General features: G+C 49.7%; 27 protein-coding genes. 4 read left to right on the top strand and 23 right to left on the bottom strand.

The annotated features are described in order from the left end of the window. Window positions 1–205: 205 nt before the first annotated feature. Together lpdA and F456_RS0113460 are read right to left on the bottom strand one after the other, a co-directional pair. Window positions 206–1,627 carry a dihydrolipoyl dehydrogenase gene (lpdA, locus tag F456_RS0113465; protein WP_018977569.1) on the bottom strand — a complete coding sequence of 474 codons (1,422 nt, stop codon included), beginning with the start codon at window positions 1,625–1,627 and terminating at the stop codon, window positions 206–208. 165 nt (window positions 1,628–1,792) lie between these two features. Beyond that, window positions 1,793–1,993, bottom strand: coding sequence for a hypothetical protein (locus F456_RS0113460; protein WP_018977568.1), 201 nt, complete (start codon window positions 1,991–1,993; stop codon window positions 1,793–1,795). A gap of 371 nt (window positions 1,994–2,364) precedes the next feature. On the opposite strand from F456_RS0113460, the gene F456_RS0113455 reads away from it, so the two are divergent. Then, on the top strand, window positions 2,365–3,519 hold the full coding sequence (locus F456_RS0113455; RefSeq protein ID WP_018977567.1) for a DNA alkylation repair protein: 1,155 nt from the start codon (window positions 2,365–2,367) through the stop codon (window positions 3,517–3,519). 122 nt (window positions 3,520–3,641) lie between these two features. Here F456_RS0113455 and F456_RS24330 read toward each other — a convergent pair whose 3' ends face one another. The 6 genes from F456_RS24330 to F456_RS0113425 form a co-directional block, all read right to left on the bottom strand. After that, window positions 3,642–3,782 (bottom strand): hypothetical protein, encoded by a 141-nt coding sequence (locus F456_RS24330; RefSeq protein WP_018977566.1) that lies wholly within the window; start codon window positions 3,780–3,782, stop codon window positions 3,642–3,644. Between the two features lie 177 nt (window positions 3,783–3,959). Then, window positions 3,960–4,880 (bottom strand): hypothetical protein, encoded by a 921-nt coding sequence (locus tag F456_RS0113445; protein WP_018977565.1) that lies wholly within the window; start codon window positions 4,878–4,880, stop codon window positions 3,960–3,962. Then, window positions 4,867–5,433 carry a GNAT family N-acetyltransferase gene (locus F456_RS0113440; RefSeq protein WP_018977564.1) on the bottom strand — a complete coding sequence of 189 codons (567 nt, stop codon included), beginning with the start codon at window positions 5,431–5,433 and terminating at the stop codon, window positions 4,867–4,869. The genes F456_RS0113445 and F456_RS0113440 overlap by 14 nt, the downstream gene beginning before the upstream one ends. A 164-nt stretch (window positions 5,434–5,597) precedes the next feature. Next, on the bottom strand, window positions 5,598–6,659 hold the full coding sequence (locus tag F456_RS0113435; protein ID WP_018977563.1) for a GTPase: 1,062 nt from the start codon (window positions 6,657–6,659) through the stop codon (window positions 5,598–5,600). Window positions 6,660–6,804: 145 nt separating this feature from the next. Beyond that, complete coding sequence (locus F456_RS0113430; RefSeq protein WP_018977562.1) at window positions 6,805–7,446, bottom strand: SDR family oxidoreductase; 642 nt, start codon at window positions 7,444–7,446, stop codon at window positions 6,805–6,807. Window positions 7,447–7,527: 81 nt separating this feature from the next. Next, window positions 7,528–7,776 (bottom strand): hypothetical protein, encoded by a 249-nt coding sequence (locus tag F456_RS0113425; protein WP_018977561.1) that lies wholly within the window; start codon window positions 7,774–7,776, stop codon window positions 7,528–7,530. A 202-nt stretch (window positions 7,777–7,978) separates the two neighbouring features. On the opposite strand from F456_RS0113425, the gene F456_RS23665 reads away from it, so the two are divergent. The 3 genes from F456_RS23665 (at window position 7,979) to F456_RS23660 (ending at window position 10,964) form a co-directional block, all read left to right on the top strand. Beyond that, the gene (locus F456_RS23665) at window positions 7,979–8,938 is read left to right on the top strand and encodes a copper amine oxidase N-terminal domain-containing protein (protein ID WP_018977560.1); all 960 of its coding nucleotides are present in this window, start codon (window positions 7,979–7,981) and stop codon (window positions 8,936–8,938) included. A 246-nt stretch (window positions 8,939–9,184) separates the two neighbouring features. After that, complete coding sequence (locus F456_RS0113415) at window positions 9,185–9,739, top strand: glutathione peroxidase (protein ID WP_018977559.1); 555 nt, start codon at window positions 9,185–9,187, stop codon at window positions 9,737–9,739. Window positions 9,740–9,914: 175 nt separating this feature from the next. Continuing rightward, entirely contained in the window at window positions 9,915–10,964 is a 1,050-nt protein-coding gene (locus tag F456_RS23660) for a GGDEF domain-containing protein (protein WP_018977558.1), read from the top strand. A 154-nt stretch (window positions 10,965–11,118) separates the two neighbouring features. Here the strand turns inward: F456_RS23660 and F456_RS0113405 are convergent, their stop codons facing one another. The 15 genes from F456_RS0113405 to F456_RS0113335 all read right to left on the bottom strand — a co-directional run bounded on the left by F456_RS0113405 (window position 11,119) and on the right by F456_RS0113335 (window position 25,883). Next, window positions 11,119–12,429, bottom strand: a complete 1,311-nt coding sequence (locus F456_RS0113405) for an oligosaccharide MFS transporter (protein WP_018977557.1) — start codon at window positions 12,427–12,429, stop codon at window positions 11,119–11,121. 84 nt (window positions 12,430–12,513) lie between these two features. Next, window positions 12,514–13,488: a glycoside hydrolase family 43 protein gene (locus F456_RS0113400; RefSeq protein ID WP_018977556.1), complete on the bottom strand. Its 975-nt coding sequence runs from the start codon at window positions 13,486–13,488 to the stop codon at window positions 12,514–12,516. A gap of 336 nt (window positions 13,489–13,824) precedes the next feature. Next, a complete protein-coding gene (gene spo0A, locus F456_RS0113395) occupies window positions 13,825–14,631 on the bottom strand; it encodes a sporulation transcription factor Spo0A (RefSeq protein ID WP_018977555.1) in 807 nt (268 codons plus the stop codon). A 317-nt stretch (window positions 14,632–14,948) separates the two neighbouring features. Then, on the bottom strand, window positions 14,949–16,679 hold the full coding sequence (gene recN / locus F456_RS0113390; protein ID WP_018977554.1) for a DNA repair protein RecN: 1,731 nt from the start codon (window positions 16,677–16,679) through the stop codon (window positions 14,949–14,951). A 19-nt stretch (window positions 16,680–16,698) separates the two neighbouring features. After that, window positions 16,699–17,148: a transcriptional regulator AhrC/ArgR gene (gene ahrC, locus F456_RS0113385; RefSeq protein WP_018977553.1), complete on the bottom strand. Its 450-nt coding sequence runs from the start codon at window positions 17,146–17,148 to the stop codon at window positions 16,699–16,701. Between the two features lie 54 nt (window positions 17,149–17,202). Next, window positions 17,203–18,066 (bottom strand): TlyA family RNA methyltransferase, encoded by an 864-nt coding sequence (locus F456_RS0113380; RefSeq protein ID WP_018977552.1) that lies wholly within the window; start codon window positions 18,064–18,066, stop codon window positions 17,203–17,205. 45 nt (window positions 18,067–18,111) lie between these two features. Then, on the bottom strand, window positions 18,112–20,016 hold the full coding sequence (dxs, locus tag F456_RS0113375) for a 1-deoxy-D-xylulose-5-phosphate synthase (protein ID WP_018977551.1): 1,905 nt from the start codon (window positions 20,014–20,016) through the stop codon (window positions 18,112–18,114). Window positions 20,017–20,234: 218 nt separating this feature from the next. Beyond that, window positions 20,235–21,110 carry a polyprenyl synthetase family protein gene (locus tag F456_RS0113370; RefSeq protein WP_157060093.1) on the bottom strand — a complete coding sequence of 292 codons (876 nt, stop codon included), beginning with the start codon at window positions 21,108–21,110 and terminating at the stop codon, window positions 20,235–20,237. A gap of 26 nt (window positions 21,111–21,136) precedes the next feature. Next, window positions 21,137–21,436 carry an exodeoxyribonuclease VII small subunit gene (xseB, locus tag F456_RS24830; RefSeq protein WP_018977549.1) on the bottom strand — a complete coding sequence of 100 codons (300 nt, stop codon included), beginning with the start codon at window positions 21,434–21,436 and terminating at the stop codon, window positions 21,137–21,139. Continuing rightward, on the bottom strand, window positions 21,426–22,787 hold the full coding sequence (xseA, locus tag F456_RS0113360) for an exodeoxyribonuclease VII large subunit (protein WP_018977548.1): 1,362 nt from the start codon (window positions 22,785–22,787) through the stop codon (window positions 21,426–21,428). Before xseA ends, xseB begins: the two co-directional genes overlap by 11 nt. A 15-nt stretch (window positions 22,788–22,802) precedes the next feature. After that, on the bottom strand, window positions 22,803–23,663 hold the full coding sequence (gene folD / locus F456_RS0113355) for a bifunctional methylenetetrahydrofolate dehydrogenase/methenyltetrahydrofolate cyclohydrolase FolD (RefSeq protein ID WP_018977547.1): 861 nt from the start codon (window positions 23,661–23,663) through the stop codon (window positions 22,803–22,805). A gap of 229 nt (window positions 23,664–23,892) precedes the next feature. Next, window positions 23,893–24,345, bottom strand: a complete 453-nt coding sequence (gene nusB / locus F456_RS0113350) for a transcription antitermination factor NusB (protein WP_018977546.1) — start codon at window positions 24,343–24,345, stop codon at window positions 23,893–23,895. A 264-nt stretch (window positions 24,346–24,609) separates the two neighbouring features. Beyond that, complete coding sequence (locus F456_RS0113345) at window positions 24,610–24,843, bottom strand: DUF2273 domain-containing protein (protein WP_018977545.1); 234 nt, start codon at window positions 24,841–24,843, stop codon at window positions 24,610–24,612. Between the two features lie 12 nt (window positions 24,844–24,855). After that, on the bottom strand, window positions 24,856–25,395 hold the full coding sequence (gene amaP, locus F456_RS0113340) for an alkaline shock response membrane anchor protein AmaP (RefSeq protein ID WP_018977544.1): 540 nt from the start codon (window positions 25,393–25,395) through the stop codon (window positions 24,856–24,858). A gap of 68 nt (window positions 25,396–25,463) precedes the next feature. Next, on the bottom strand, window positions 25,464–25,883 hold the full coding sequence (locus F456_RS0113335; RefSeq protein WP_018977543.1) for an Asp23/Gls24 family envelope stress response protein: 420 nt from the start codon (window positions 25,881–25,883) through the stop codon (window positions 25,464–25,466). Between the last annotated feature and the right edge of the window lie 48 nt (window positions 25,884–25,931).

Raw genomic sequence — 25,931 nt, 5'->3', positions numbered from 1 at the left:
TACTAATTCCAAGCTCGAACTTATTATAATCCTTTTCAAGCAAAAAAGAAAAGTACCGCTTTACAGCACATATGCAAAGAACTCCTCCTATTGTGCAGCGATTGCTCCATGCCGTTGCATAAAAATCACGAAAATAGAAGAAAACCCGGTCTGCCGTTGAGCGCAGCCGGGTCAAAATGTTCGCTCTAAAGCATAAGGGTCGGGGTTAAATGTGAATCGCATTTCCGTCGATCGCCAGCATGGCCTCACCGAGCACTTCAGCCAGTGTCGGATGCGCATGTACCGCACTGCCGACTTCCCATGGCGTTGCATCCAGCACGGCTGCCAAGGCAGCTTCGGCAATCAACTCGGTCGCATGCGGTCCAATAATTTGCACCCCAACAAGATCATTGGTTTCCGTATCCACGACAACTTTTGCAAATCCGTCCGTGTGACCTTCCACCAGCGCTTTGGAGATTGCCGAGAATGGCACTTTGGCAGATTTTACGCTGCGGCCAAGCTCGCGAGCACGCTTCTCTGTCATGCCGACGCTTCCTACTTGCGGATGTGTATACACACAGCGCGGAACAAAATTGGAATTATAACCGTGACTTCCTTGTCCGGCCAAATGCTGAACCGCCGCAATGCCTTCATGACTCGCCGCATGAGCCAACTGCAGCCCGCCAATACAGTCGCCGATTGCATAAATATGCGATTCGCCTGTCTGGAAATTGTCGTTAACGGCAATTGTTCCATCTACAACCTGAATATCGGTGTTCTCCAGACCAATCCCTTCAACATTAGCAGCACGGCCGATGGAAACGAACATCTGTGCAGCTTCAAGCTGGAGCTCTTCCCCTTTGTATACCGCCAAAATCGAAAGTCCGTCCTCTCGGGGCGCGTAAGTATCCGGCTTAAGCTCAACCCCTGTCATAATTGTAATTCCCCGCTTCGAAAGCAGTCTTGCCAATTCTCGGGCCACTTCTTCGTCTTCCCCCGGAAGAATCTGCTCGGACAGTTCAACAAGAGTCACTTTTACGCCGAAATCGCAGAACATGGATGCCCATTCGACACCGACAACGCCTCCGCCCACGATCACTATCGAGTCAGGCAGTTTCTCCAGGTCTACCGCCTCATCGCTGCTCAAAATGAGCTTTCCGTCCGGCTCCAGACCGGGAATGACCCGCGGACGCGAGCCGGTAGCAATGATGAGATTGTTCGGCACGATTGTCTCCATTTCTCCGTCTGCCAATTCAACCGCTACCGCTCCGCTGCGCGGCGAAAAAATCGAAGGTCCGATAATTCGGCCGTTCCCTTCGATTACGCGGATTTTGTTTTTACGCATCAGATACTGTACGCCCTCGTGCAGCTTGTTGACCACGGCCTGCTTACGTTCCTGAACTTTAGGGAATACTAGGCGGCTTCCATCGGATTCAATCCCGTATGCTTCCGCGTTTTGCAGCAGCGAGTAAATGTCGGCACTTCTCAGAAGGACTTTGGTCGGAATGCATCCCCGGTGCAGGCAGGTCCCTCCCAATTTTGACCTCTCAACCACAATAACTTCTTTTCCCAATTGGGCAGCTTTGATTGCCGCTACGTAACCGCCTGTTCCTCCGCCGAGTACAGCGACATCACATGTAATAGTCATAAATCTTTTCCTCCTTTTATTGGTTCACTGTCTCTTATTTGCTGTTTCTTATTTACTATCTCTTATTTGTCGCTTTTTTTATTTGCTGCTTTATCATGATTTGAAATTGTATGGTATGAAGGGCTGCATGTATTCATACCCTGTGGCTGCACCTATTTATACCCTTTATTCGTAAAGCGCATCGCGCAGTTTGGTGGACATGCTCGGCTTCTTACCATTAACTTTCAAAAGAGCTTCTCGCAGCCGCTTATTATGGGACTCCGCTTCTTCCAAACGATGCAGCAAATCTTCAATCCAATCTGCTTCCTCGGCGTTCAGCAGCTGCTGCTCCCGCAGTTTATTCAAGCGGTCAAAATCGTTGTTCATCTGTTTGGTTCATCCTTCCTTCTCCGGCCATACTGCGTTTCATTCTGTTCTCTGATCCCGGTTTTCTTTTTCTAGCATACCATGAGAAGGGGTTGTGGAAAACGTACCGGACTCGGCTGGACTTTCAGCTTTGCCCGTCCGCTGACTTGGTTGATCACTGCGGCAATCATACTTCTTCCGCTTGCCGCAGTATTTACAGCGATTGCCGCAAGCGGCTGATCAATGTTCGAGTACAAAAAGAATTTGATGATTGTGTTTTCAACAGGTAAACCCGGACAGTCTTCTGTCCGGGTTCGTCTGTTACATTAGGCAGGAATCGGATTTTCAATAAAGTTATCATCTTCATTATAGGATACTTAGGAGGAATCATCATGCCGGAACCGTTAAAATCAATATACACCGAAGCTTTTTTGCAGGACTTTACCGCCAAACTCAAGTCAGCCTATCCGCCCTTTGACAGCACCCTTTTTATCACATTTGTGCTTGGAGACGACTGGGAGAGCTTAGAATTGAAAGCCCGCATTCGGCGTATCTCCCAAGCGCTGGGCCGCACGCTCCCCAAATCGTTTGCCGAAGCACTGGACGTCCTGTATCGGATTGACGAGCACTGTGTCGGTTTTCCCTACCTTTTCTTCCCTGACTTTGTCGAAGTACACGGACAAGCTGAAGACGATGTCGAGCTTGCACTCGATGCCCTTGAGCGATTCACTTCAAAATCGTCGTCCGAGTTCGCTATTCGCGCCTTTCTGATCCATGCGCCTGATCGTACAATGACTCGCATGCGCAAATGGACATCCAGCGACAACGAACATGTGAGACGTCTGGCCAGTGAGGGCTGCCGACCGCGTCTGCCTTGGGGACAGTCCCTTCCGTTGTTCAAGCGTAATCCGGCTCCCGTCTTGGACATTCTTGAACGATTGAAAAGGGATCCGTCGCTGTACGTCCGCAAAAGCGTTGCCAACAATCTTAACGATATCTCGAAAGACAACCCGAGACAGGTCAAAGAAACAGCGTACCGCTGGTACGGCTCTGATCCTCTGACCGATTGGATTGTCCGCCGCGGCTGCCGCGGGCTTCTTCGCCAAGCCGATCCCGAAATTTTAGCTTTGTTCGGTTATGCTACAGCCGAAAATGGGAATGCTCTTCTTCCGGTCGATCAAGCTTCGCTTCAGCTCTCTTCTGCTTCAATCACGATCGGAGAACATATCGAGCTGCACTTTAGTTTAACAGCACGACCTGGCGCTCCTGTACGCCTTCGTCTTGAATATGCGATCGATTTTATCAAAGCATCGGGACGCTCTTCACGCAAATTGTTTATGCTGGCCGACCGGACGTTGGATGGAGGAGAACGATTGTCCGGTACGCGCAGACATCGGTTTGCCGATCTTACGACTCGGCGGCATTACCCGGGCATTCATCGGATTGTGCTTCTTATAAATGGCATCCAATACGCAGAAGGGCACCTCTCGCTTCTGTCCGGTAATGCAACTGTCGATCTGCTCCCGCAGCCTTCGAGACTCCTCTGATTCACTATGGGCAATCATATAAAAAAGTCCCCTTTTTCGAACAGCCTGCAGCTGCTCGAAAAAGGGGACCCGTTTGGGTACGGATCTATAAAATTCCTCAATGTAATGGTTAATGGCGCTTCTCAGCGCGCATAGGCTTCCGCTTGTTCCTCGTGTTCGTTCCCACGCTCTTCATCCGACTTGCCGGACTTTGAGCCGTAAAGGATAAAATTAACTTCTTCCAGAACGTCCGAGAACTGCGGAATGGTCTGATTGTTTTGCATCTTGATTCCTCACCTTACTTCAGTCTATTGTGACGTATCCACTTTATATTTAACCATTGGCCGAATTTCGAAACCGAATCGGCATCCGGAAACAGCGGTTTTGAATACGTTTTTTTAGACTTGAGAGCAACCGCCTTTATATCTATCGGCAGTAAAGACACATTCCTTAATATCCATTTATTTCTTTTTTGGTCTGAGCCGGGCGTTTTTTTCTCTTTGCTTGGCCGCTGCTCTATGCTGTCTTCTTTTTTCAAGTTCCATTTCTCTTTTGAGATACAATTCCATCGTGTTTTCCGGATTTTCCGAAGCAAACAGCATGAATTTTTTCAGATGATCGTTGTATTTATCCTTGCCGAATACGCGGCCGTTTTCGCTAAGAAACAGCTCCAGCATTCGATGAGGGTCTCCGGTATTCTTAAGCGTATCGAAATCCTGCAGTACGCCGAGAATGCGTGCCGCAATCCGTTCCGCCTGTTCCTTCATCCGTTCTTCGCTCAGCCGCTCATCTTCCGGATAAGATCGGGACAAAATCAGAAAGATACCGCCAACCCCATGCAAAGCCAACATATCCGCCATGTCCACAGAATCCGCATTGACCCGGCTTGTCCATTCCAGCGAAGCACGATCGGGATGTGTGAAAATATTCAGGAAACCGTACACATCGGTCAATTCAAACGAAATATGCTCATAGGCGTATTTCATAACACCCAGGTTGCTGCCCATAACTTCCTGAGCCGCATCGGTGTCGATCGTTTCGGGAGCGGCGCGATACTGGAACAGACGCGCCGAATGTTCAAACGCCACCCTAATTTGTACCGGAGCTTCTACAATCAGGCCGCCTTCCCGCAGCAGCACGGCTGCCGACAACGAATTTGCGATCCGCTTCAGTAAGGCGCAAGCGTAGAAGTCGTCCTCTCGTTCCGCAAAGTCACGTGCAATTTCGATTAGCTCATGCATATAACCAAGCGTCTCGTCACGGACAGAACCGGAATGCTCAGGCGCTTCTTGGAGAGATGCCATATATCGATCCACCGGCTCACCAACGCTTGTTCCTGTCGCTTCATGCTCCTTACCTTTTTTGCTGTTATCTGACGTCATTTTCTTCCTCCTTTCCTTTCCAGTCTTCAATCGTGATTCCGAATAAAATATGGTCTTCCCAAACCCCGTTAATTTTTAAGTATCGTTCTGCCAAACCTTCGCGCCGAAATCCGGCCTTCTCCAGTACTCGGAGCGACGCCGCATTCCGGGGCATCACGCCCGCTTGAACACGGTGCAGTCTGTGCTTGGTAAACGCCAGCTCTACTATACCGCGCGCCGCCTCTGTCATATAACCATGCCCATTATGCGTCCTGTCCAAAAAATAGCCCAAACTCGCATTCTGAAACGGTCCTCTTGCAATCCCGGTAAGCGCTGCGCGTCCGAGCAGCTGCCCGTTTTCGCGCAGCCTGATTGCATATACGTACGCCTGATCGCGGACTCTTCCTTTTTCACTTTGTAAAATTTCTGTCCGCTGTCCTGCAAGTGTCAAATAGCTGTCCGAGCGAACGGGCTCCAGAGGTGCCAAAAATTCTCGATTTGCAAGTCTAAGCTCCAGAAGCTCCTCCGCCTCTTCTGGCAGAAAAGCTCTCAATTCTAACCGCTCCGTCAACATACTGCGCCTCCCTGCTGCCTGCTCTCGCTGTGCTTATATCTCTTTCGGCAGTCAAACGCCCTTCCTTCTATTATATCAGACTGCCGCTCGGCAGCAAAAAAGCTCCGCCGGCGCATTACACCGTACGAAGCTTTTTCTGTTTTATAGTTGATCCGTTTTCACGCTTACTCGCCCGGAAGTTTATCACCCTTCTTTTTCCGATTAAGAAATTTGCGGTGGAGCTTGGATACTGTATCCGGGGTAACGTCAATTCCGCGTTCGTAAGCATATTTAACCGAGTAACCGAGTGCCAGCGTAACGGAACCGGCTACACCGGCTGCAGCTACCGTCCCTGCTCCCGGGAACATTTTGACAATTTGCGAAAACAGCGTTCGACCCAGATTGCCGACAATAGCGGTAATGACAATCTCTTTGGCCGCCTCTCGGCTAATCGGACGTTCGTACAATGTCGCCAGCCGGGTCAGCAGGCCGATCTGCAGCGCAGTCAACGGCACAATATCCGCACCCGGTAAAGGCACCGCACCGATCGCACCAGCCGACGTTGCCGCCCCAATGATCCATTTATTGGCGATCGACGATTTTTCTTTGATCGTGCGGGCGAACAAAATATCCTTGTTCTTTTTTTTTAACAGCTCGAGAATGGCATCGCGCAGCTCGTCAATATTTTCACCAGTGCGGGAAGAGATCGGAATGACATCGTATTTATCTCCTGTTTCTCTGCGCACCCGTGTTACGAGGCGATCCACTTCATCTGCAGCGTCAATCTTGTTCAGAACGATAAGAATATTAGGATTGGCTTTCTCGACAATCCGGAACGAACGCTGCTCACTTTCCGAAAATACCGTTCCCGCCGCATTTAGGAAAAACAGCACCACGTCCGTTTTGCGGAAATAGTCCAGCGTTGTCGCCGAGTTCTCCGTATTTACGTCGTTAAGTCCTGGCGTATCAATGAAAAAGATTTTGTCCTTGTAGGCATGCGGATGAATCTTCGTCGTTTCGCCAGGTTCCGCGCCAACGCCAGCGACTTCCTCTCCTACAATCCGGTTGATGGTCGAAGACTTGCCTGCGTTGACATCGCCGATCAAGGCAATCAAAATTTCTTCACGCAGCTGCCCGTTGATCTCGGACATTTCTTTATCGAACGCTTCGCCTGCATCCCGCTCAATCTGCCGCTTCATCTCGCTCTTTTGTGCTTCGGTGTAATTTCCTTTTCCGAACGATTTCATCTGGCATCCGCCCTTTCCGTAGGCCTATCGCATTCCTTATGCACATACGATATCGTTAACCGGAAAGTTTCGCTACTGAAACGATAAGCGCCAGACGCAGCTGCGCAGATCGAACATTTTCCCGGCTTAAGCCGCAGTTAACCAATCAACCTCGGAACTTGTCGGCAATAGGCGTATCACCCGAAGTCAGATCAAATGCACGGCGATACGTATTCCGATCTTCTAGGAGTGCCGCGATAACCGCCGCTACATCTTCCCGCGGAATAGAGCCGGGTGCTAAATTTTCTTGTGCTGCAATTTTGCCTGTACCTGGTTCGTTCACAAGCCCGCCCGGACGCACAATCGTATAATCCAGTCCCGTCGATTCCAACATCCGATCCGCATAATGCTTGGCTGCATAATAAGGCTTGATTTCCTCAGACCAATTGTCACGGTTATGAGCCTGCATCGCGCTGACGATCACATAACGTTTGACTCCCGCCTTTTCTGCCGCTTCCATTGTCTTGACCGCACCGTCCAGATCAATCAGCAGCGTCTTGTCCAGTCCAGTCGAACCGCCGGAACCCGCAGCAAATACAACGGCATCGCTTCCCTGCATCGCTTCGGCCAGCACTTCCACCCGGTCTTCCAGGTTGGCGAGTACAGTTTCAATACCTTTTGCCTGAAGTTCTTCTTCCTGTTCCTGCTTGCGCACCATTGCTGTAACCTTATGTTTCCCCTCCTGCTGAAGCAGCATAACCAGTTGGCGTCCAATTTGTCCGTTTGCTCCGATAACCAATACGTTCATGATTGTTTCCTCCTCGTTTACGGAATGGATGTTCATTCATAAAGTGTGAATTGTGCTTGAAAATGCGAACCGGCGGTCCGTTCAGCGGATGCTGAAGCCAATCTCCGATACTTTGTGCAGGTTGATGCTGATATCCCGTCCTTCGCTTTCAAAAGTCATGTAACTGCTGCCTTCAGATTTTTCACCGCGAAAAACCGGAATGATATACGCATCTTTGAACTCTCTGATCGCAATCTCCATTTCGGCCGGAGTCAGTTCCTCGCTCGAGTCGAAAGCATACTCTTTTTCAATTCCGTTATCGTATAAAATATGAATGTAAATGGTTCTCATGCTTGTCTCTCCCTTTCGGCTCTGCGGGGTATAGCAATAAACGACCCACTTATGTATTATCTCAAACCTAGGCCTAGAAACCAAATTTCAAGAATTTCCCTTCAAATTCTTCGAAAAACTATGCAGTGTGAATCGAATGTTTTATACTCGGGTTACGATCCGTTGTTCATTCTCATCATTCAACATAGAGGAGTTAAGCCCATTGAAAAAAAGAATGCTTCTGACCGTACCGCTCGCACTCGGTCTGTTTGCTTCCCCTGCAAATGCCTCCGTTATGCAAGTATCGGTAGACAATAAGGCGGTCACCTTTAATACAAATCCGCTTGTCAAAGAAAATGTCACGATGGTTCAGGTTGCGCCAATCTTTCGCAGTCTGGCTATCTCCTTCAATTGGGATCAGCAAAAGCAGCAAATTTCCGCCGTCAAAAACGGAACAAAAATGATTCTTAATGTTGGAAGCCGCACCGCATACATAAACGGACAGCCGATGCGTATGCCGCTGGCTCCTACGTTGATTAACGGCAATGTCTTTGTTCCGCTGCGCTTCGTAAGCGAGGCAGCAGGCGCCAAAGTCAACCTATCGGGCAGTCGAATCTCAATCATAAGCGCAAATACCTCGTCATCGCCTAACAGTACCGATAAGTCTGAGTATACAAACACGGATACGCACCAAGAAACCGTTAACGATAACGCAGCCGTACTCGAACCGTCAGAAGACTCGATCAGGGAGTTTCTATACACATATTACGACACCCTTTCCACATCAGATTCCGAATACGAAGTCGATTACAAGGTAAAGATTGATACAAAGAACAAGTACACAGTAACGATACTTCTGGACAACTACGAATCAAGTGGAACCCTTTATTCCGAAACCAAAAAAGACGGGTATGTAATGTACGATCTAACTGAAGAATTTGCCTTCGATATTGCAAAAACATTCGGCATTCATACGCTGTACATCAATGTTTCCCTGGCTCCGGTTTTTAATGAACGGCCGGAAGGAATCAGCAGCGATCAAATTTCCCGAAATGATAATGGAAGTTGGATTCTCCTGCAGAGTTTGATTAACGGCAGTTACGACTTTTCGAAAAAAAATTCTCAATTTTATGATCTGATTGGCGCCAATCCTAAGCTTATCGCTTCGGAAAAATGGGAATAAGAGTTCCGTTAGCCTTTCCTAGTTTTTCGTTAAATGACAGACTGACAGCCTCGAAGCTTATAGCTTCGAGGTTTTTTGACTTGTTCAAGACACCGAATAACCCCTCAACAACATAGTTATATATTCCTATTTATCAAAAAAATATACCCAACTTAAGATATACATGCTATAGTCTAAATAAAGTTTTTCGACATTTTATGACAACTAATTATCCATCAAAAATCATCCATTAAAGGGGCATTTATCTTGAGCAGCATTTACGATTTTTCAGCTACTTCGATGGCAGGTCAAGAAGTTTCATTGAACAAATACCGCGGGAAAACCTTATTGATTGTCAATACGGCCAGCGGCTGCGGATTTACGTTTCAATTTGAAGACCTGCAAAAATTGTATGACCGCTATAAAGATCGTGACTTTGTTATTCTCGGCTTTCCCTGCGGACAGTTTGCGGATCAGGAATTGGATACAAACGATCAGATTCAGACATTTTGTACATTGAATTATGGTGTCTCGTTCCCGATGTTCCAAAAAGTTGATGTCCGCGGTCAGCAGGCACATCCGATGTTCAGCTACCTCGCCAACTCTAAACCTTTCAATGGATTTAATCCGTTCCACTCGGTAGCTAAAATCTTGATTCCTCTGATCAATGAACGGCATCCGGAATACATGTCCGGCGATTCGATCAAGTGGAACTTCACCAAGTTCCTGATTGATAGCGAAGGCCGGGTCGTTGATCGTTACGAAGCGACAACCGATCCAATCGATATGGAAGATGACATTGAAAAACTGCTGAATGCGTAATGGAATTGATTTCGATATCCTAAATTAGAAAGCCGTCCTTTGCCTTTGGCAAGGGACGGCTTTCTTACAAAGCGGCCGGAAAAACCTCTCTTCATCCCGGGAATTTCATCCGATATATCAGATAAAAGCTGGAAGCATAAGCTTCTGATTATCTAATAGTGGAGAATGATACCTTATGAATAAAATCTGGAACATGCAACTTCAAAAAATATGGCATGCTTGTAGTATTCCGCTCTTCCTCGTTCTTACACTTTGGTCTATTCATTATCTTCTCCAAGATATGTATGTTGTAGGCTGGACCTGTGTAGCTGTCGCAGCAGCTGTAATGTTCGATTATATTTTAATGCGGCGTAAAAAATATCTGCTAAAAATCGTACCTCGCATTATTCTTCTGTTTTTTTTCATTCATATTACTCTGGCTGTATTATATAACGACTGGGATAGCGGTTTTCAATATTACTTCTTCACCACATTGTTCTCTTGTATATTCATCCCCAGTGTTTCGGTCCGGATCAAGATAATCGTTACCGCCTGCTGTCTGGCTACTTATGTCTTATTGGGATATGCCAGCATATCGGGATGGGTAGAGCCTTACCCGCAAGCCGCGAAGTTTTCTTTCATTTATTTTGTTATCAATACTACCTTTGTCTTTTCCCTCATTCTCATCCTCGCTATTAATTATCAATCAAGGCTTCGCAGCACTTTTCATAAGATTGCGGCCATGAACGAGACGCTTGAAAGGCTGGCCACCACCGATCCTTTGACCGGTTTGCTGAACCGACGCAGCATGACGGAAAATTTGGAAATCCTGACCGCAGCCGCAAAAGAAGGCGCTCCTTACTCAGTTCTGCTGCTGGATGTCGATCATTTTAAAAAGTTCAACGACTGTTACGGTCATGACTGCGGAGACTTGGTACTCAAATTGCTAAGCAGCCTGCTGAACGGCATACTGCCGCCGCAGCATATCACGTCACGCTGGGGTGGAGAAGAGTTTTTGATTACCGTCCCAGCTTCCAAGAAGAAGGCTTTCGATATAGCAGAAAAGGTCCGTACGCACATTGAGCAAAATGTTTTGATCTTTGAAGGTCAGCCTCTCCAGATCACCGTAACGATCGGAGTAACTTCTATACAGCCGGGCGAATCCGCCTTTGCCGCTATTACACGAGCGGATCATGGCCTCCTGCGCGGCAAAGCAGAAGGACGAAACCGGGTTATTGAGTGTTAAGAAAGCACCTGACTTTCTAACACATTTGCAAAATGGCCATAATCGAAGACAGATAAAGGATATTCTGATTTCTCATATAAAAAAACCGTCTTCCAGAAATTCCGGAAGACGGTTTTGGAGTTTGGGCTTTTAAGCTTTTGAGCTATAACTAACTTTATCTGCTGATATCGGACGCACCCAATGCTGGGGCTCCCTTTTTCAGTCCACCGGCTTTTTTCAGCAGGCCTCCCTGAGTCTTGTCGTTGGAGAGACCGAAGAAGCAAATAACCGTAATAATCAAAACGACTACGCTGAATACATAATACGTATTTTGGAATCCGATACTTGTGTATAGACTGCCTGCAACACTTGAGAAAATAACATTGGCAGCCTGCTTGGCAAAGTTGAAGGCCAGCAAATAAATAGTCGCCGTCAAGCGTACATCGAACACTCCGGTAATGTACTTGAAGATTGAAATAAGCAGCAGCGGCATTTCAACTGCAGCGATCAGACGGATGGCCGATAATGAGAAGACATCGTCCGCTACAGCGCTTCCACCAATCCGGATAAAAGTCAGCAAACCGAACAGCAGCAAACCGTTCTTTGCACCGATCTTATTGATCAAGAATGGCATGAAGATCATGATAATCGCTTCCAGTGCTGTTTGCAGCGAAACCAGTTCACTGAAACGTGCCGTTCCCTGGTCTGTTGTCGGGAAGAATTGGTTGTAATAGTTTGGGAACTGCTGGTCAAATACGTCGTGTACACTTGCTGTTCCGATCATCAGCAGTGCAAGGAACCAGAAGTTTTTCAACTTGAAGATCGAGAACACTCGCTCTTTCGTAATTCCGTCTTCTTTCTTTTCTACTTCTGCACCCGCCTGCTGAGCTGCAAGTGCTTCGGCTGTTTTCGGTGCTTCATCCACTTTCGCAACTTTTAACAAGATCGCCAGAAGCGCCGCAGAACAAGATGCAAACCAGAAGATGCTTGTCGGGTTCATAACATACAGTCGGCCGCCTACAAGCGTAGCGACAGCTCCAGCAACCGATCCGAATAAACGAACTCGGCCGTATTCGATAGAACTGGCACGGCTGGCACGTTCGATGTAGGCTTCTACGACACCGACACCGCCTTGGAATACGGCACTGAGATAAATCCCGCCGATAATGGCTCCGACCCAAATGTTGAATTGCAGGAGCGGAATGAACAGCCATGTGAAGAACGGCCCCATGAGCAGCGCCATGATCACGACAAACCAGAATAGATTTTTCCGGAATCCAAGCTTATCGGAAATGACACCGAAGAACGGTTGGTAACAGAGTGCGATAAGCGAGATTGCCGAGAAAACAAGTCCCGTCTGAGTCGCATCAAGTCCCGCTTCTTCTTTCAACCAGATCGATAGAAAGGCGAGGACGACAGCCCACATTAAGAAATAGAAAAAGAACAAACCGCCAAAATTCCAAAACTTCCACTTGGGCAGCTTCACAGTAAAAAAACCTCCTATCGAGTAAGAACGCCGGCGGTGTGTTTTCACCGCGCGGCGAACCGATCATAATGGGACAAGCAGATATTACGAACGAACGAAATCCTTATCGGGAAGCGGAATACCAAAATTTGGTGTTCCGTCCTCATTCCAAGTGAAGATCTGAGCCCGTGTATGACGATTCGGATCATGCAGCGGATCTCCGACAATTTCCGTATAGTTGCGGCAGTGATAGATCAGTACATCCTGCGTGTCGTCTTCCGAGCGCGTAAAGCTGTTATGTCCAGGTCCAAACTGGCCGTTTTCCGGTGCACTGCGGAATACCGGCTGCTTGGATTTGCTCCAGGATGCAGCATCCAGCAAGTCGCTGTCTTCATCGGCACTCAGCAGCCCCATGCAGTAATTGATGTCGGTAGCGCTTGCAGAGTACGTAATGAAAATTTTTCCGTTTCGTTTCAGCACAGCCGGTCCTTCATTAACCTTGAAGCCGATGATCTCCCAATCCAGCTCCGGCTTGCTCAACATCGTATACTTGCCCTTGAGCGTCCAAGGATTTTCCATTTCGGAGATGTACAGATTCGAGTTGCCTGGAATATCGTAATCCTGCTGAGCCCATACATAATACAGTTTTCCATTATGTTCGAACGTGGTTGCATCCAGCGCAAACGATTCCCAAGCTGTAACGATTTGTCCCTTCTCCGTCCATTCTCCCTCAAGAGGGTTTGCGGAATCGTTTTCAATCGCGAACATGCGATGGTTAAAGGTTCCGTCTTCAGGATAATCAATCGGCGCAGCCGCGAAGTAGATATACCATTTACCTTGGTTGAAATGAATTTCCGGTGCCCAAATCAGTTGGCTCATTGGGCCTTCTTCATGTTTGCGCCAGACCACAACAGGCTCAGCTTCAGCAAGACCCTGGATCGTTTTGGAACGACGCAGTTCAAGAAGGTCGTACTTTGGAACGGAAGCCGTAAAGTAGTAATAGCCATCAGTATGTTTGTAAACCCACGGATCGGCTCTTTGTGCAATTACGGGATTCTGATACGGTTGTGCAGTATTCATACTTTCCACTCCTTTAAGTCTTCTCTTTTTATATGGCGCTTACATAAAAGTATTGTACGTACATATGATTAAAAATAGATTAAAAATAATAATGTACATACATCTACTCAAAAAATATTAGCATTTTGTACGAAGATATGCAAATATAAACGCAAATTTTTTTGAAATTTTATCTTTTTGACGCTTTTACCAAAAGGTTGTACGTACATTCATAAGAAATGTTTATAATACTACCTCGCCAAGCTGCTTTGAATAATAAAAAAAGCGCTCACTCCCGAAGGAATAAGCGCTGCTTGTATAACTCGCTAACCAATCAATACTTTGCCCATAAACGCTTCAGCTCACCTTATGCTCGATCCGCAGCTTGTCTGCGATCATCGCGATAAATTCGCTGTTGGTTGGCTTGGCTTTATTGAGGCTGACGGTGTATCCGAACAAATCGCTGATATTCTCCACGGAACCGCGAGCCCAGGCCAGTTCGATTGCGTGGCGGATCGCACGTTCCACACGGGACGGAGTCGTCGCGTATTTTTCGGCAATCGACGGATACAGCGTTTTTGTAATTGATCCTAGAATTTCGATGTTATGATACACCATTGTAATCGCCTCGCGCAGATACTTATAGCCACGTACATGCACAGGAATACCGATCTCGTTAATGATGGATGTGATGCTTGCATCAAGCGTTTTGCCTTTGGACAGTGATTCGATACTTGGCTTCGGCGTAGGCGCGCTTGGTGCAGGCGTAATCGGCGAAGACGAAATATTTAGCATCTGTCGAACCCGACTTACCAGCACTTCGATATCGAACGGCTTCAAAATGTAATAGGCCGCTCCCAGCTCCACCGCTCGCTGTGTAATGTTTTCCTGTCCGAATGCCGTCAGCATGATGACTTTGGGACGCGGATTCAATTCCATCTCATGCAGCTTCTCCAGCACGCCGAGCCCGTCCAAATGCGGCATAATGATATCCAAAATCAGAATATCAGGCGCTCGTTCAGCATCTCGTAGCAGTCCCAGCACCTCTTCACCATTAAAGGCAATTCCGGTCACCGTCATATCTTCTTGGGTGGAAATGTGTTCTTGAAGCATGTGGACGAAATCCCGATTGTCGTCCGCAAGCATAACTTCGATGTTTGGCAAAGCCTGTTCCTCCTTCTCATCCGGCCGGGAAGCCGAATCCTCTGTAATTCACGGAACCGTTCTGTTTTTGTTCAACCCTCACTTATAAAATTCGACACGCTTCGAAATACTCCTGCTCCCCCATCAAACATTCACTCTTTATTAGTATAGCGGGTTATACAACAGATTCAAACAAAAAATCCCAAAACCGTTAATCTGCACATGGAACGAATACATTTCAGAATTCGTTCATCCGACGTGATCCCAGCAAAGCTCCTATACGGAACAAGCAGCTGCACGGCTTCGGATTGCATACGGTTTTGGGATAAGCTTTTTTTCTAAGAAGCGCGTTCGCTCTTGCTTTCTTCTGCCAATTTCAACATTTCCTGCGCATGATGCAGCGTTTTTTCCGTAATTTCGACACCGCCCAGCATACGCGCCAGCTCCGTCACACGCCCTTCATCATTCAATGCTTCGACCCGGGTCATCGTTCGTTCGCCTTCTACCCGTTTTTCGATCAAATACTGATGATCTGCCATACAGGCAACCTGCGGAAGGTGAGTAATCGAAAAGACTTGGCAGTCTCTGGAGAGCTTCACCAGCTTCTCGGCAATCGACTGCGCAGCGCGGCCGCTGACTCCCGTATCGACTTCGTCGAAGATCAGCACAGGAACTTTGTCGTGACGGGCGAAAATGCTTTTAAGTGCCAGCATAATCCGCGACAACTCACCGCCCGATGCAATTTTGCCGAGCGGACGCAACGGTTCGCCGGGATTGGGCGAAATTAGGAATTCTGCGCTGTCGATACCCTGACGTGTCAGACGTACACGACGGCCTTCGAATTCGAAACCACGAGCATCCTGGATAGGTTCCAGACGGACTTCGATCGACGTTCGCTGCATCTGCAAATCTTTCAGTTCACTCTCGATTTGGCGGGCCAAATCCCGTGAACAATCACGCCGAAGCGAACTGAGTTCCCTTGCCAGACGCAGCGTTTTCTCTAACTGCTTATCCCGCTTGGCGGTCAAGACTTCCATGCGCTCATCCTTGTTCTCCAGCATATCGGTCTCCCGATGAATACGGTCGTAATACTCAAGGATTTGTTCGACGCTTTCTCCGTACTTGCGGCGCAGTCCGGAGAGCAGGTTGAGACGTTCCTCGACCTCTTCCAACCTTCCAGGATTAAACTCGATATTTTCTCGGTAATCCCGCAGTTGGAATGCCGCATCTTCAAGTTGGTAAAAGGCAGTTCTCAACTGTTCCAAAATCGGCTGCATGGCTTTCGAATCGTAGTTCTCCACATCTTCCAAGCTGGAGATCGCCGAACCGATTGCTTCAATGCCTCGATCCCCGTAGAGCAGATTATAACCTTCGCTAACAGACTCCATCAGCTTCTCGCTGTGAGCCAGCTTGGAGCGTTCATCCGCCAGCTCGACATCTTCGCCCACCTTCAGCTTGGCAGCCTGAATCTCTTCAAGCTGGAAACGATACATATCGAGCATCTGCAGCGATTTTTGACTAGTCTCCCGAAGCTCGCGAAGTTCGCGTTCCAGCTTGGCGAGCACGGAATACTCCTGCTGGTAAGCAGCCTTGGCCGGAGCGATTGTACTGCCTCCATAGGCATCCAGCAATCCCAGATGGCTTTCCGGCCGCAGCAGGGATTGGTGTTCATGCTGTCCGTGAATATTGATCAGCTGTTCGCCTACTTCGCGCAGCATCGTCAAATTGACAAGCTGTCCGTTGATCCGGGATGTGCTTTTGCCATGCGTATTAACTTCGCGCCGAATAACCAGATGTTCTTCCGACGACGCAGATATGCCGAGCTGCTCCAGTGTTTTCCAGACCGGATGCTCGTCCTGCAATTCAAACAGCGCTTCCATCTCCGCCTTGTCCGCCCCATAGCGAATCAAATCGGAAGAACTTCGCCCGCCCGAGATCAGACCCAATGCGTCGATAATGATCGACTTGCCGGCGCCTGTTTCCCCGGACAGTACATGAAATCCATGAAAAAAATGAACGTCGACGGATTCGACGACGGCGAGATTGCGAATGGACAATGCAACTAGCATGCACTCACCTCGATAAAGTTTAGGAAATGAACCCCATAATTTGATCAATCACGGTCTGGCTGTTTTCCGGTTCGCGGCAGATCAGCAGGATCGTGTCGTCTCCCGAGAGCGTACCCATAATTTCCGGCCATTCCATATTGTCGAGCAGTGCGGCAATCGAATTGGCCGTACCCGGCAGACACTTCATAACTACAAGATTACTTGAATGATCGATATGAACAAAATTGTCCACCAACGCGCGTTTTAGCTTCTGCACAGGATTGTAACGCTGTTCGGTTGGCATCGAATATTTATAGCGGCCGTCGTCAAGCGGCACCTTGATCAATAAAAGCTCCTTAATATCACGAGACACAGTAGCCTGTGTCACTTGAAAACCGGCAGTGCGCAGTGCCGAAACCAGTTCGTCCTGCGTCTCGATATCGCGATTCGAAATGATTTCTCGAATCTTGATGTGTCGTTGTCCCTTCATCAGACTCCCCCTTAACCCCAATATATACAATAAACGCAGTCAGCACAAAGAAACTCACCGTTCGGCGGATGAGTTTCTTTGGAAAGTTCGAGCGGCTTCCGCCGCGGTATTCGAGGCCAGCTCCCGTATAGTTTCTTCGCCGAGAGGCGTGACTTCTCCTTCCGTCAGCTTCAGATAGGCAAGAAATTCAACATTGCCTTCTCCACCGGTAATCGGCGAGAACGTCAGTCCACCAATTTCAAAGCCCAGAGCATTCGCAAAGCCAAGCACTTCGTTCAGCACTTCTTCATGCACCTTGCGGTCGCGTACGACACCGGATTTCCCTACTTTTTCACGACCGGCTTCAAACTGCGGCTTGATTAGTGCCGCTACTTCGGCCGGACGGCGCAGCAGCTGAACGAGTGGAGGCAAAATTAGACGAAGCGAAATGAACGAGACATCGATACTCGCAAAATCCGGCTCCGGCCCTTTAAGCTCCTCCGGTGTCATATAACGGAAATTGGTGCGCTCCATTACACAAACCCGCTCGTCGTTTCGAAGCGACCAATCGAGTTGATTATAACCCACGTCAATCGCATATACGTATGAAGCGCCGTTCTGCAGCGCACAGTCGGTGAATCCGCCGGTTGAGGAACCGATGTCAAGCATAACCCGATTTTTCATATCGATTTCAAAATTTTTAAGCGCCTTTTCCAGCTTAAGACCGCCACGACTCACATAAGGATGAACAGAACCTTTAACATGCAGAGTCGCTTCCCGGGACACTTTCATACCCGGTTTTTCGATCCGTTCGTTATCGGCGAAAACAAGGCCCGCCATAATGGCGGCCTTGGCTTTCTCCCGGCTTTCGTAATATGCCTGCTCTACGAGCAATACGTCAATTCTTTCTTTTTCGATTCTTTCTTTTTGCGCGGCCATAATCAGGCTCTCTTTCTGTATAAAATGCGGAATCCGCCGATTATTCTATGAAGGCAGTCCCGACTTCAACGCCAATCGGCTTCCAGCTACCATTTCCCGGACCAGATCCGCAGCATGTTCCGCGGTTAAGCCGGATTCCTGCTGCTGCTCCTTGATACTGCCATGCTCAATGAAGCAGTCTGGCACGCCCAGAATGCGTACTTCCGCATGTTCAATTCCGCGTGAAGCATAGAACTCCAGCACAGCGCTGCCCAGACCACCGGCCTGCGACGCTTCTTCCATAACCAGCAGCTTGACGCCTCGATCAGCAAGTTCCTTCAGAAGCTTCTCGTCGAGTGGTTTCAAGAAACGGGCATTAATAACGCTCGCTTGAACGCCGGATGATTTGAGTTGTTCCGCAGCTGCGAGAGCAGTCTGAACCATCGGACCTACGGCCAGAATTGCACAGTTCTCTCCTTCACGCACCGTTTCCCAGCTGCCGATTGGGATGCTTTTCAGCGTTTGGTCAAGCGGTACGCCAAGTCCATTTACTCGCGGATAACGGAAACCGATTGGTCCCTGATCGTAATCGAACGCCGTTTTCATCATATGGCGCAGCTCGTTTTCGTCCTTCGGCATCATCAGCACCATATTTGGGATATGACGAAGGAAAGCGACATCGTATACGCCTTGATGCGTCTCGCCATCTGCACCGACAAAACCTGCCCGGTCAATCGCAAAGATAACGTTGGCGTTATGCCGACAAATATCGTGAACAATCTGGTCATAGGCCCGCTGCATGAAGGTCGAGTAGACGGCAAATACCGGCTTCATCCCTTCCATTGCCATAGCGGCACACATCGTCGCGGCATGCTGTTCGGCGATACCTACGTCGATCATGCGCTTCGGAAACTTTGCCGCGAACTCCATCAGTCCGGAACCGCCCGGCATAGCCGGGGTGACGGCGACAATCCGCTCGTCCTGTTCGGCCATTTCGATCAATGTACGGCCGAATACTTCGGTATACATTGGATTGCCCGCCGATTTGAGAGTCTTACCTGATTCGATCTTGTACGGCGAAATGCCGTGCCATTTATGCGAATCGACTTCCGCAGGCTTATAACCTTTGCCTTTGGTCGTCACAACATGCACAAGTACCGGCCCCTCTATATTGTCCGATTGGCGGAATGTTTCGATTAATTTAGGCAGATCATGTCCGTCAATAGGACCAATATATTTGAACCCCAGTTCTTCGAACAGAACGCCCGGCACCATCATGTACTTGAGGCTGTCCTTGACCTTCTCGGCCGTACGTGCCAATTTACCGCCAATCGCCGGGATCTTCTTGATTAGCGATTCAACATCGTCCTTAGCTCGCAGATAATGTTTATCCGAACGGACACGGCTTAAATAGTTATGCATGGCGCCTACATTTGGTGCAATGGACATTTCGTTATCGTTAAGTATAACCAGCAGATTTTTCTGCTCGTGTCCAATATGATTAAGCGCCTCGAATGCCATGCCTCCGGTCAATGCACCGTCGCCAATTACGGCAACCACTTTGTTGTCTTCGCCTTTGAGATCACGAGCCATTGCCATACCCATTGCCGCGGACAGCGATGTACTGCTGTGTCCCGCTTCCCACACGTCGTGTTCGCTTTCCGTACGCTTAACGAAGCCGCATAACCCTTTGTATTTACGCAGAGTATCGAATTTCTCTTGTCTGCCTGTCAAAATCTTGTGTACGTAGGCTTGATGTCCCACATCAAAAATAAACTTGTCTTTTGGACTTTCATAACAATAATGCAGTGCCAGTGTCAGCTCGACCACGCCCAGATTGGAAGCTAGATGGCCTCCCGTTACCGACAGCTTCTCAATTAAAAACTGCCGGATTTCCTGTGCCAGCGGTGCCAGTTGTTCAGATGGCAGCTTCTTCAGGTCGCCGGGTTGGTTGATTTGTGGAAGCAGCATATGTCATTCCCCGCTTTCCTTCATTTTCCTGAATTTGGTCGCGAACGATTTCGAATATGCGTAGTTTAAATAACGCAGTGGTACCGGTATTATATCGTTTTTCGGGAAACAAAGCCAATTTCAAGCGCAGTCTTCCGTTCTATACGTCGCGGATTTCTCTGTTGTTCAATACCCGAGCAAGCAAGCGACGAAACCGAAATGGCACTTATTTGTTCCCTTTACCGATCCCGCTCTACCAAATAATCGGCGATCGCAAGCAGGATTTCCGTGGAATTCAAACCTGCATTCGAAACAGCTTCTTTGGCTTCTTCGCTTAAACGCCGCACTTCTTCGCGCGATTTGTCGATACCCAGGAAATACGGGTAAGTGACTTTCTCCATCTTGACATCGCTTTGCGTTTTTTTGCCCATTTTACTTTCGTCGCCTACCAAGTCCAGAATATCGTCTTGGATTTGAAAGGCAAGACCGATTCCACGCCCGAATGTCCGCAGCGCTTCGAGCTGCTGCTCTGACGCTCCGGCTGCACGTCCGCCTGCAATCATAGAGAACATGATCAAATCGCTCGTCTTGTGCAGATGGATGTACTTCAGCCGTTCAAAGTCCGTCGTTCCCTGTTCGCCTTCCATGTCGGCCACTTGACCGCCGACCATACCACGCGGACCCGCATATTCGGCCAGATCGGATACAATGGCGACAGCGGCTTCCGCCGGAAGCAGTCCTTCCTTGCCAAGCGAAGCAACCACGTAAAAAGCATGTGTCAGCAGACCGTCTCCGGCAAGAATCGCCATCGCTTCACCAAACACTTTATGATTCGTAGGTTTGCCCCGACGCAGATCGTCGTCGTCCATAGCCGGCAGGTCATCGTGAATCAGCGAATACGTATGAACCATTTCGACGGCAGCCGCAACACGAACTGCGGTTTGGCGGTTCCCACCCAGACTTTCGCAGGCCGCTACCACCAGCAGCGGGCGTAGACGCTTTCCTCCGGCATTCAGCGAATAATTCATCGATTCCAACAGAGCGGGCGGCATATCCCACTCTGCCGGAAATGATTCTTTGAAATAGGCTTCCAGGTCGGAGGCGACCTCATTCATGTACGGTTTAAGTGAAAAGCCATGACTCAAAAGCTATCCCCGCCTTCCGCCTCGCCCGCAAAGTTCCGGCGGCGAAGCTGTCCGTCTTCCTCGACAATCGTTTCAATCTTGCGTTCCACCTGTTCCAGTTTCTGGCCGCACAGCTGTGACAGCTGCATTCCGCGCTGAAACAAATCGATGGCTTTCTCCAGCGGTACGTCTCCTTGTTCAAGTTCGGAGACGATTCGTTCCAGCTGGTCCATCGCCTGTTCAAAGTTTAGTTCCGCACTTCCCCCAGCCGGCTGGGATGGATCTCCATTGGCTTGTATTTCCGCGTTATTGTCCACTTTGATTGTCCTCCTCCGTCGTTTGGACGACCCGGCAGTCCAGGCTCCCGTCATTCACCCGGACAATCACCCGGTCGCCCTCGCGCACTTCGCGCGCGGATTTGATCAATTTCTCTTCGTTCTCGTCATATACAAGGCTGTAACCGCGAGCCATTACCTTAAGCGGACTCAGCGCATCAAGCTGGCGCACGCTGCCCAGCAGCCGCTGCCGCCGATCTTTGACGGCGGCATTCATAGCGCCGGACAATCGTCCGTCGAGCACGCCAAGCTGCCTTGAAGCTAGCTGCAGCTGCGCACCCGGATAGAAGCGCGACAGTCTGCCGTGCAGACGCGCATGCTTATCCCGGCCTGCAGCGTGGCGGGCCTGTGTACGCGCCGTCAGACGGCGCGTCAGCCCGTCCAGCCGCTGCGCATGCGGCTGGAGCGCGCGCTCCGGCTGCCGCAGCACGGCGGAGCGCTGCAGGCGCCCGAGACGCTCGCGCTCCTGCGCAGCGCGGCGCAGCAGGGCGCCGCGCAGGCGCTGCTGCAGCTGCGATACACGCTGCTGCAGTTCGCGCCGATCCGGCACCGCCAGCTCCGCTGCAGCGGTAGGTGTCGCCGCCCGCAAATCGGCGGCGAAATCGGCGATTGTAAAGTCGGTCTCATGGCCGACAGCCGAAATGACCGGAATCGCCGAATCGTAAATCGCGCGAGCCACGATTTCCTCGTTAAAAGCCCACAGCTCTTCGAGCGAGCCCCCGCCTCGGCCGACAATCAGCACATCGGCTTCGCCAAGGCGGTTCAGCGTCCGAATACCGCGCACAATCGAAGCCGCAGCTTCCTTTCCCTGTACCAGCGCCGGGTAAACCATGACCGGAATCCCCGGAAAACGCCGTCCCAAAGTCGTCAGGACATCCCTTACGGCCGCACCGGTCGGCGACGTAATGACACCGATCGCCCGCGGCATGACAGGAATTTTCCGCTTGCCACTCTCGTCGAAGAGCCCTTCTTCTTCCAGCTTTTTCTTCAACTGCTCGTAAGCCAGATACAGACTGCCGACTCCATCGGGCTGCATCTGCGTCAAATAAAGTTGATATTGACCGTCGCGTTCGAACACCGAGACACTTCCCTGCGCGATAACCCGAGTACCTTCGCGAGGAATAAATGGCAGACGCCGGTTGTGCGAAGCGAACATAATCGCTCGCACCCGGCTTCCGGCGTCTTTGAGCGTGAAGTACATATGACCGCTCGAATGATGTGTGAAATTCGAAATCTCGCCGCGCACCCACACTTCCGGCAGCAGCGGGTCCGCTTCGAATTTTTGGCGGATGTACCGGTTCAGCTCCTGGATCGACAGTATGCGCTGCTCCATATTGAAAGCTCCCTTTTACGAGAGGCCATGCGCGCGCTTGGCGGCCAGCAGCGTATTTTTCATCAGCATCGTGATCGTCATCGGACCGACACCGCCCGGTACCGGTGTAATCGGTCCGGATACGGAACTAGCCGATTCGAAATCCACGTCGCCCGCCAGCTTGCCCGTTTCCAAACGATTGATACCTACATCGATAACGACAGCGCCCGGTTTGATATACGAAGCGTCAACGAAATTTGCACGGCCCACCGCTACGACCAAAATGTCGGCCTGACGAGTCAGTTCCTTCATGTTCGCCGTACGTGAATGGCACATGGTGACGGTCGCATTCTCTCGCTGCAGCAGCATGGATACCGGCTTGCCGACAATATTGCTGCGGCCAATTACAACAGCATGTTTGCCGGATATTTCGATTCCCGTATGCTTGATCAGTTCGATTACGCCTGCAGGCGTGCATGGCAGCAAACTGTCGTCGCCGATTACCAGATTGCCCACATTCACCGGATGGAAACCGTCAACGTCTTTGGATGGAGCAATCGCGTTAATGATCGCCTTCTCCTCAATCTGCTTTGGCAGCGGCAGCTGCACAAGAATACCGTTAATGTTCGATTGTTCGTTAAGCTTGTGCACAAGCTCGAGCAGATCTTCCTGAGATGTGTCGGCCTCAAGACGATGGACTTCGGAATAGAAACCGAGATCTTCACAGGCTTTGGCTTTGTTGCGCACATAGACTTGGGAGGCCGGATCTTCTCCGACGAGCACGACGGCAAGCCCCGGTACACAGCCTTGTTCGGCAAGGCTTTCGACTTCGGTTTTCAGGTTCTGGCGAATTTCGTCCGATACTTGTTTTCCGCTGATGATTTGGGCTGTCGTCATGATTTTCTCTCCTTCAAAATGGGATGTGCGTGAGGTGGCGCTGGGCTGCGGGGAGCATTCATTCCGGTCGCGCGCTGCAATCGGGAAAATGAATGAAATAATAGCAAGGAATTTTCCCGATTACAAAGACGAACATTTCATTCCTTCACGAACGCTCCCCTCCGCCAAGTCGATTTGAATAAGGTGGAATTAAATAAGCTCAAAATCTGTGGAGCTTATTCCAGCTTGTTTATTTCAACTTCTTTTTCAACTCATCGGCGTCCTGGATCATCTTGCCCAGTACACCGTTGACAAACTTGCCTGATTCGTCGGTGCCGAAGTGCTTGGACAATTCAATGGCTTCATTGACCGCGACCTTGGCCGGCACATCTTCCGCAAAAATCATTTCGTAGGCGGCCAAACGCAGAATTTGACGGTCTACACGCGACAGACGGCTGATCTGCCAACCTTTCAAGTAGACGCCGAGCAAATCGTCGATCGCCGACTTGTGTGTGGTTACTCCGTTTACCAATGCCAGTACGTAGTCGGCCAGACGATCGGTGTCTTCAAGCTTGACTTCACCTTCATTTTCATCGCCAGCTTCCGAAATCAGCATTGATACGGCATCAAATGCCGCCACTTCGTTCATTTCCATCTGGTACAGGCTCTGTACCGCAAGTTCTCTTCCCAATCTTCTTTTCATGGGTCCCTCCCGCAATCTGTGTTGTTCCTCTTCTTTTCACGCTTTTGCCGAACAAGCAAAAACCTGTGAAACGCTTCTCCGCCCAGAAAACTTGATTGCCGCGAAAACGGGTCGGAGGACTATAGGGCCGCTCCGTCCCCGTATTCCGGCAGAAATGCCGCCTGTCTTATATGGAAGACGGACTCAAGCACTTCTTCTTGTCCGGCGTAAAAACGTCTCACAGGCTTTCGCTGACTTACGTTATACGGCTTGCTGCCGCTTTTTTCACCGGAACGGACGCCAGCGCTCGGCAAGCTTCGCCCAGATCTCGCTCCAGGGAAGCAGCGGAGCGGAGCGCAGGTCTTTGTGCCGTCCGATCCAATAACCGAGCAGCGTTAAGAGCGCCACGACGAGCATATGCCAAAATCCGACCCACAGGTACAAGAGACCGAAAAAAAGCCCCCATGCCGTCCAAGCCAGACGTCCGCCGTATACCGTCCAGATTTCATTCCATTTCATCGCCGCTCACCTCTATTCCACGCGGCTTTTGAAGGCCTGGTTCTGCGCTACACCAGCAACGTACACCGAAACGGCCGCCACAGGAATACCTGTAATTTCTTGAACGAATTCCTTGACGCCTCGCTGCAGCTCTTCAGTCAATGCAGGGATCGGATATTCACCGTCGACGACTGCACGAATCTGGACTTCAAGTCCCGGCTCGGTCATTCGAATTCGAGTACGCGGATCTTTGATACCTCGCACACGGGAAGCCGCCTTTAAGCAGAGATTTTCGATTGTTTCTACCGAAATCTGGATGTCTCCGAGATCGGTACGCTGATCGATGGAATTCAAATGCGCCCTACTGCTCCGCAGTGATACGTAAAGCATTCTCAAGCTGATTAATATCAGAATCGCCGCACTGATAATCAATACGGTCAGCGTCGTCAGATCGAAACGCAAATCAACAGGCATCTGAATTGAATGGCTGAGCAGGAGGATGGCAAAGATGCTCAAAATCAAAATCGTTACACTATAAACGAACAGCAATAGACGGTCTACAATTTTTGCCACTTGCAGCCAAGCCCCCTCAAAACGGTAGTAAACCCCGACTTTGCGGGTCGGGGGTTAGTAAAGAATCGTTATTTCACCCGGGGCATGCCCAATTCGACTTCCTCGGACCGGTTTTCAACCGCCTTGGCTTTGAACTGTACGTCATGCACATGCACATTCACTTCGATAACGGACAGTCCCGTCATCATCTCGATCGAACGCTTCACATTGCGCTGCACCGCACCGGCCACTTCGGGCAGACGGGAACCGTATTCCACGATTACGGATACATCGACCGCCGCTTCTCGCTGACCGACTTCCACTTTAACGCCTTTGGCCAGGTTTTTGCGTCCGAGCAGCTCGGCGATGCCGCCGGCAAACCCGCCGCTCATACCTGCTACGCCTTCAACTTCGATAGTAGCCAAGCCCGCGATCACCTCGATCACTTCAGGCGCGATCTGGATTTCGCCGATCTCCGTCCGTTCAAATTCTGTAGGTAAGCTGCTCATAGTCGATACCATCCACCTTATGGATTATTTATTCCTAATATATCATTT

It is taken from the genome of Saccharibacillus kuerlensis DSM 22868, from assembly GCF_000378145.1.
Classification (GTDB): domain Bacteria; phylum Bacillota; class Bacilli; order Paenibacillales; family Paenibacillaceae; genus Saccharibacillus; species Saccharibacillus kuerlensis.
This window is presented reverse-complemented; position numbering and strand designations above follow the sequence as displayed.

Excerpts from the sequence above, each read along its gene's own strand:
- F456_RS0113460 (WP_018977568.1), bottom strand. The coding sequence starts at position 1,993 with ATGAACAACGATTTTGACCGCTTGAATAAACTGCGGGAGCAGCAGCTG.
- recN (WP_018977554.1), bottom strand. The coding sequence starts at position 16,679 with ATGCTAGTTGCATTGTCCATTCGCAATCTCGCCGTCGTCGAATCCGTC.
- ahrC (WP_018977553.1), bottom strand. The coding sequence starts at position 17,148 with ATGAAGGGACAACGACACATCAAGATTCGAGAAATCATTTCGAATCGC.
- dxs (WP_018977551.1), bottom strand. The coding sequence starts at position 20,016 with ATGCTGCTTCCACAAATCAACCAACCCGGCGACCTGAAGAAGCTGCCA.
- F456_RS0113425 (WP_018977561.1), bottom strand. The coding sequence starts at position 7,776 with ATGAGAACCATTTACATTCATATTTTATACGATAACGGAATTGAAAAA.
- F456_RS0113335 (WP_018977543.1), bottom strand. The coding sequence starts at position 25,883 with ATGAGCAGCTTACCTACAGAATTTGAACGGACGGAGATCGGCGAAATC.
- nusB (WP_018977546.1), bottom strand. The coding sequence starts at position 24,345 with ATGAAAAGAAGATTGGGAAGAGAACTTGCGGTACAGAGCCTGTACCAG.
- F456_RS0113440 (WP_018977564.1), bottom strand. The coding sequence starts at position 5,433 with ATGTTGACGGAGCGGTTAGAATTGAGAGCTTTTCTGCCAGAAGAGGCG.
- F456_RS0113435 (WP_018977563.1), bottom strand. The coding sequence starts at position 6,659 with ATGAAATCGTTCGGAAAAGGAAATTACACCGAAGCACAAAAGAGCGAG.
- lpdA (WP_018977569.1), bottom strand. The coding sequence starts at position 1,627 with ATGACTATTACATGTGATGTCGCTGTACTCGGCGGAGGAACAGGCGGT.
- F456_RS0113380 (WP_018977552.1), bottom strand. The coding sequence starts at position 18,066 with ATGGCCGCGCAAAAAGAAAGAATCGAAAAAGAAAGAATTGACGTATTG.
- F456_RS0113400 (WP_018977556.1), bottom strand. The coding sequence starts at position 13,488 with ATGAATACTGCACAACCGTATCAGAATCCCGTAATTGCACAAAGAGCC.
- folD (WP_018977547.1), bottom strand. The coding sequence starts at position 23,663 with ATGACGACAGCCCAAATCATCAGCGGAAAACAAGTATCGGACGAAATT.
- F456_RS0113345 (WP_018977545.1), bottom strand. The coding sequence starts at position 24,843 with ATGAAATGGAATGAAATCTGGACGGTATACGGCGGACGTCTGGCTTGG.
- F456_RS24330 (WP_018977566.1), bottom strand. The coding sequence starts at position 3,782 with ATGCAAAACAATCAGACCATTCCGCAGTTCTCGGACGTTCTGGAAGAA.
- F456_RS0113430 (WP_018977562.1), bottom strand. The coding sequence starts at position 7,446 with ATGAACGTATTGGTTATCGGAGCAAACGGACAAATTGGACGCCAACTG.
- F456_RS0113370 (WP_157060093.1), bottom strand. The coding sequence starts at position 21,110 with ATGAATGAGGTCGCCTCCGACCTGGAAGCCTATTTCAAAGAATCATTT.
- F456_RS23660 (WP_018977558.1), top strand. The coding sequence starts at position 9,915 with ATGAATAAAATCTGGAACATGCAACTTCAAAAAATATGGCATGCTTGT.
- F456_RS0113455 (WP_018977567.1), top strand. The coding sequence starts at position 2,365 with ATGCCGGAACCGTTAAAATCAATATACACCGAAGCTTTTTTGCAGGAC.
- xseA (WP_018977548.1), bottom strand. The coding sequence starts at position 22,787 with ATGGAGCAGCGCATACTGTCGATCCAGGAGCTGAACCGGTACATCCGC.
- F456_RS0113445 (WP_018977565.1), bottom strand. The coding sequence starts at position 4,880 with ATGACGTCAGATAACAGCAAAAAAGGTAAGGAGCATGAAGCGACAGGA.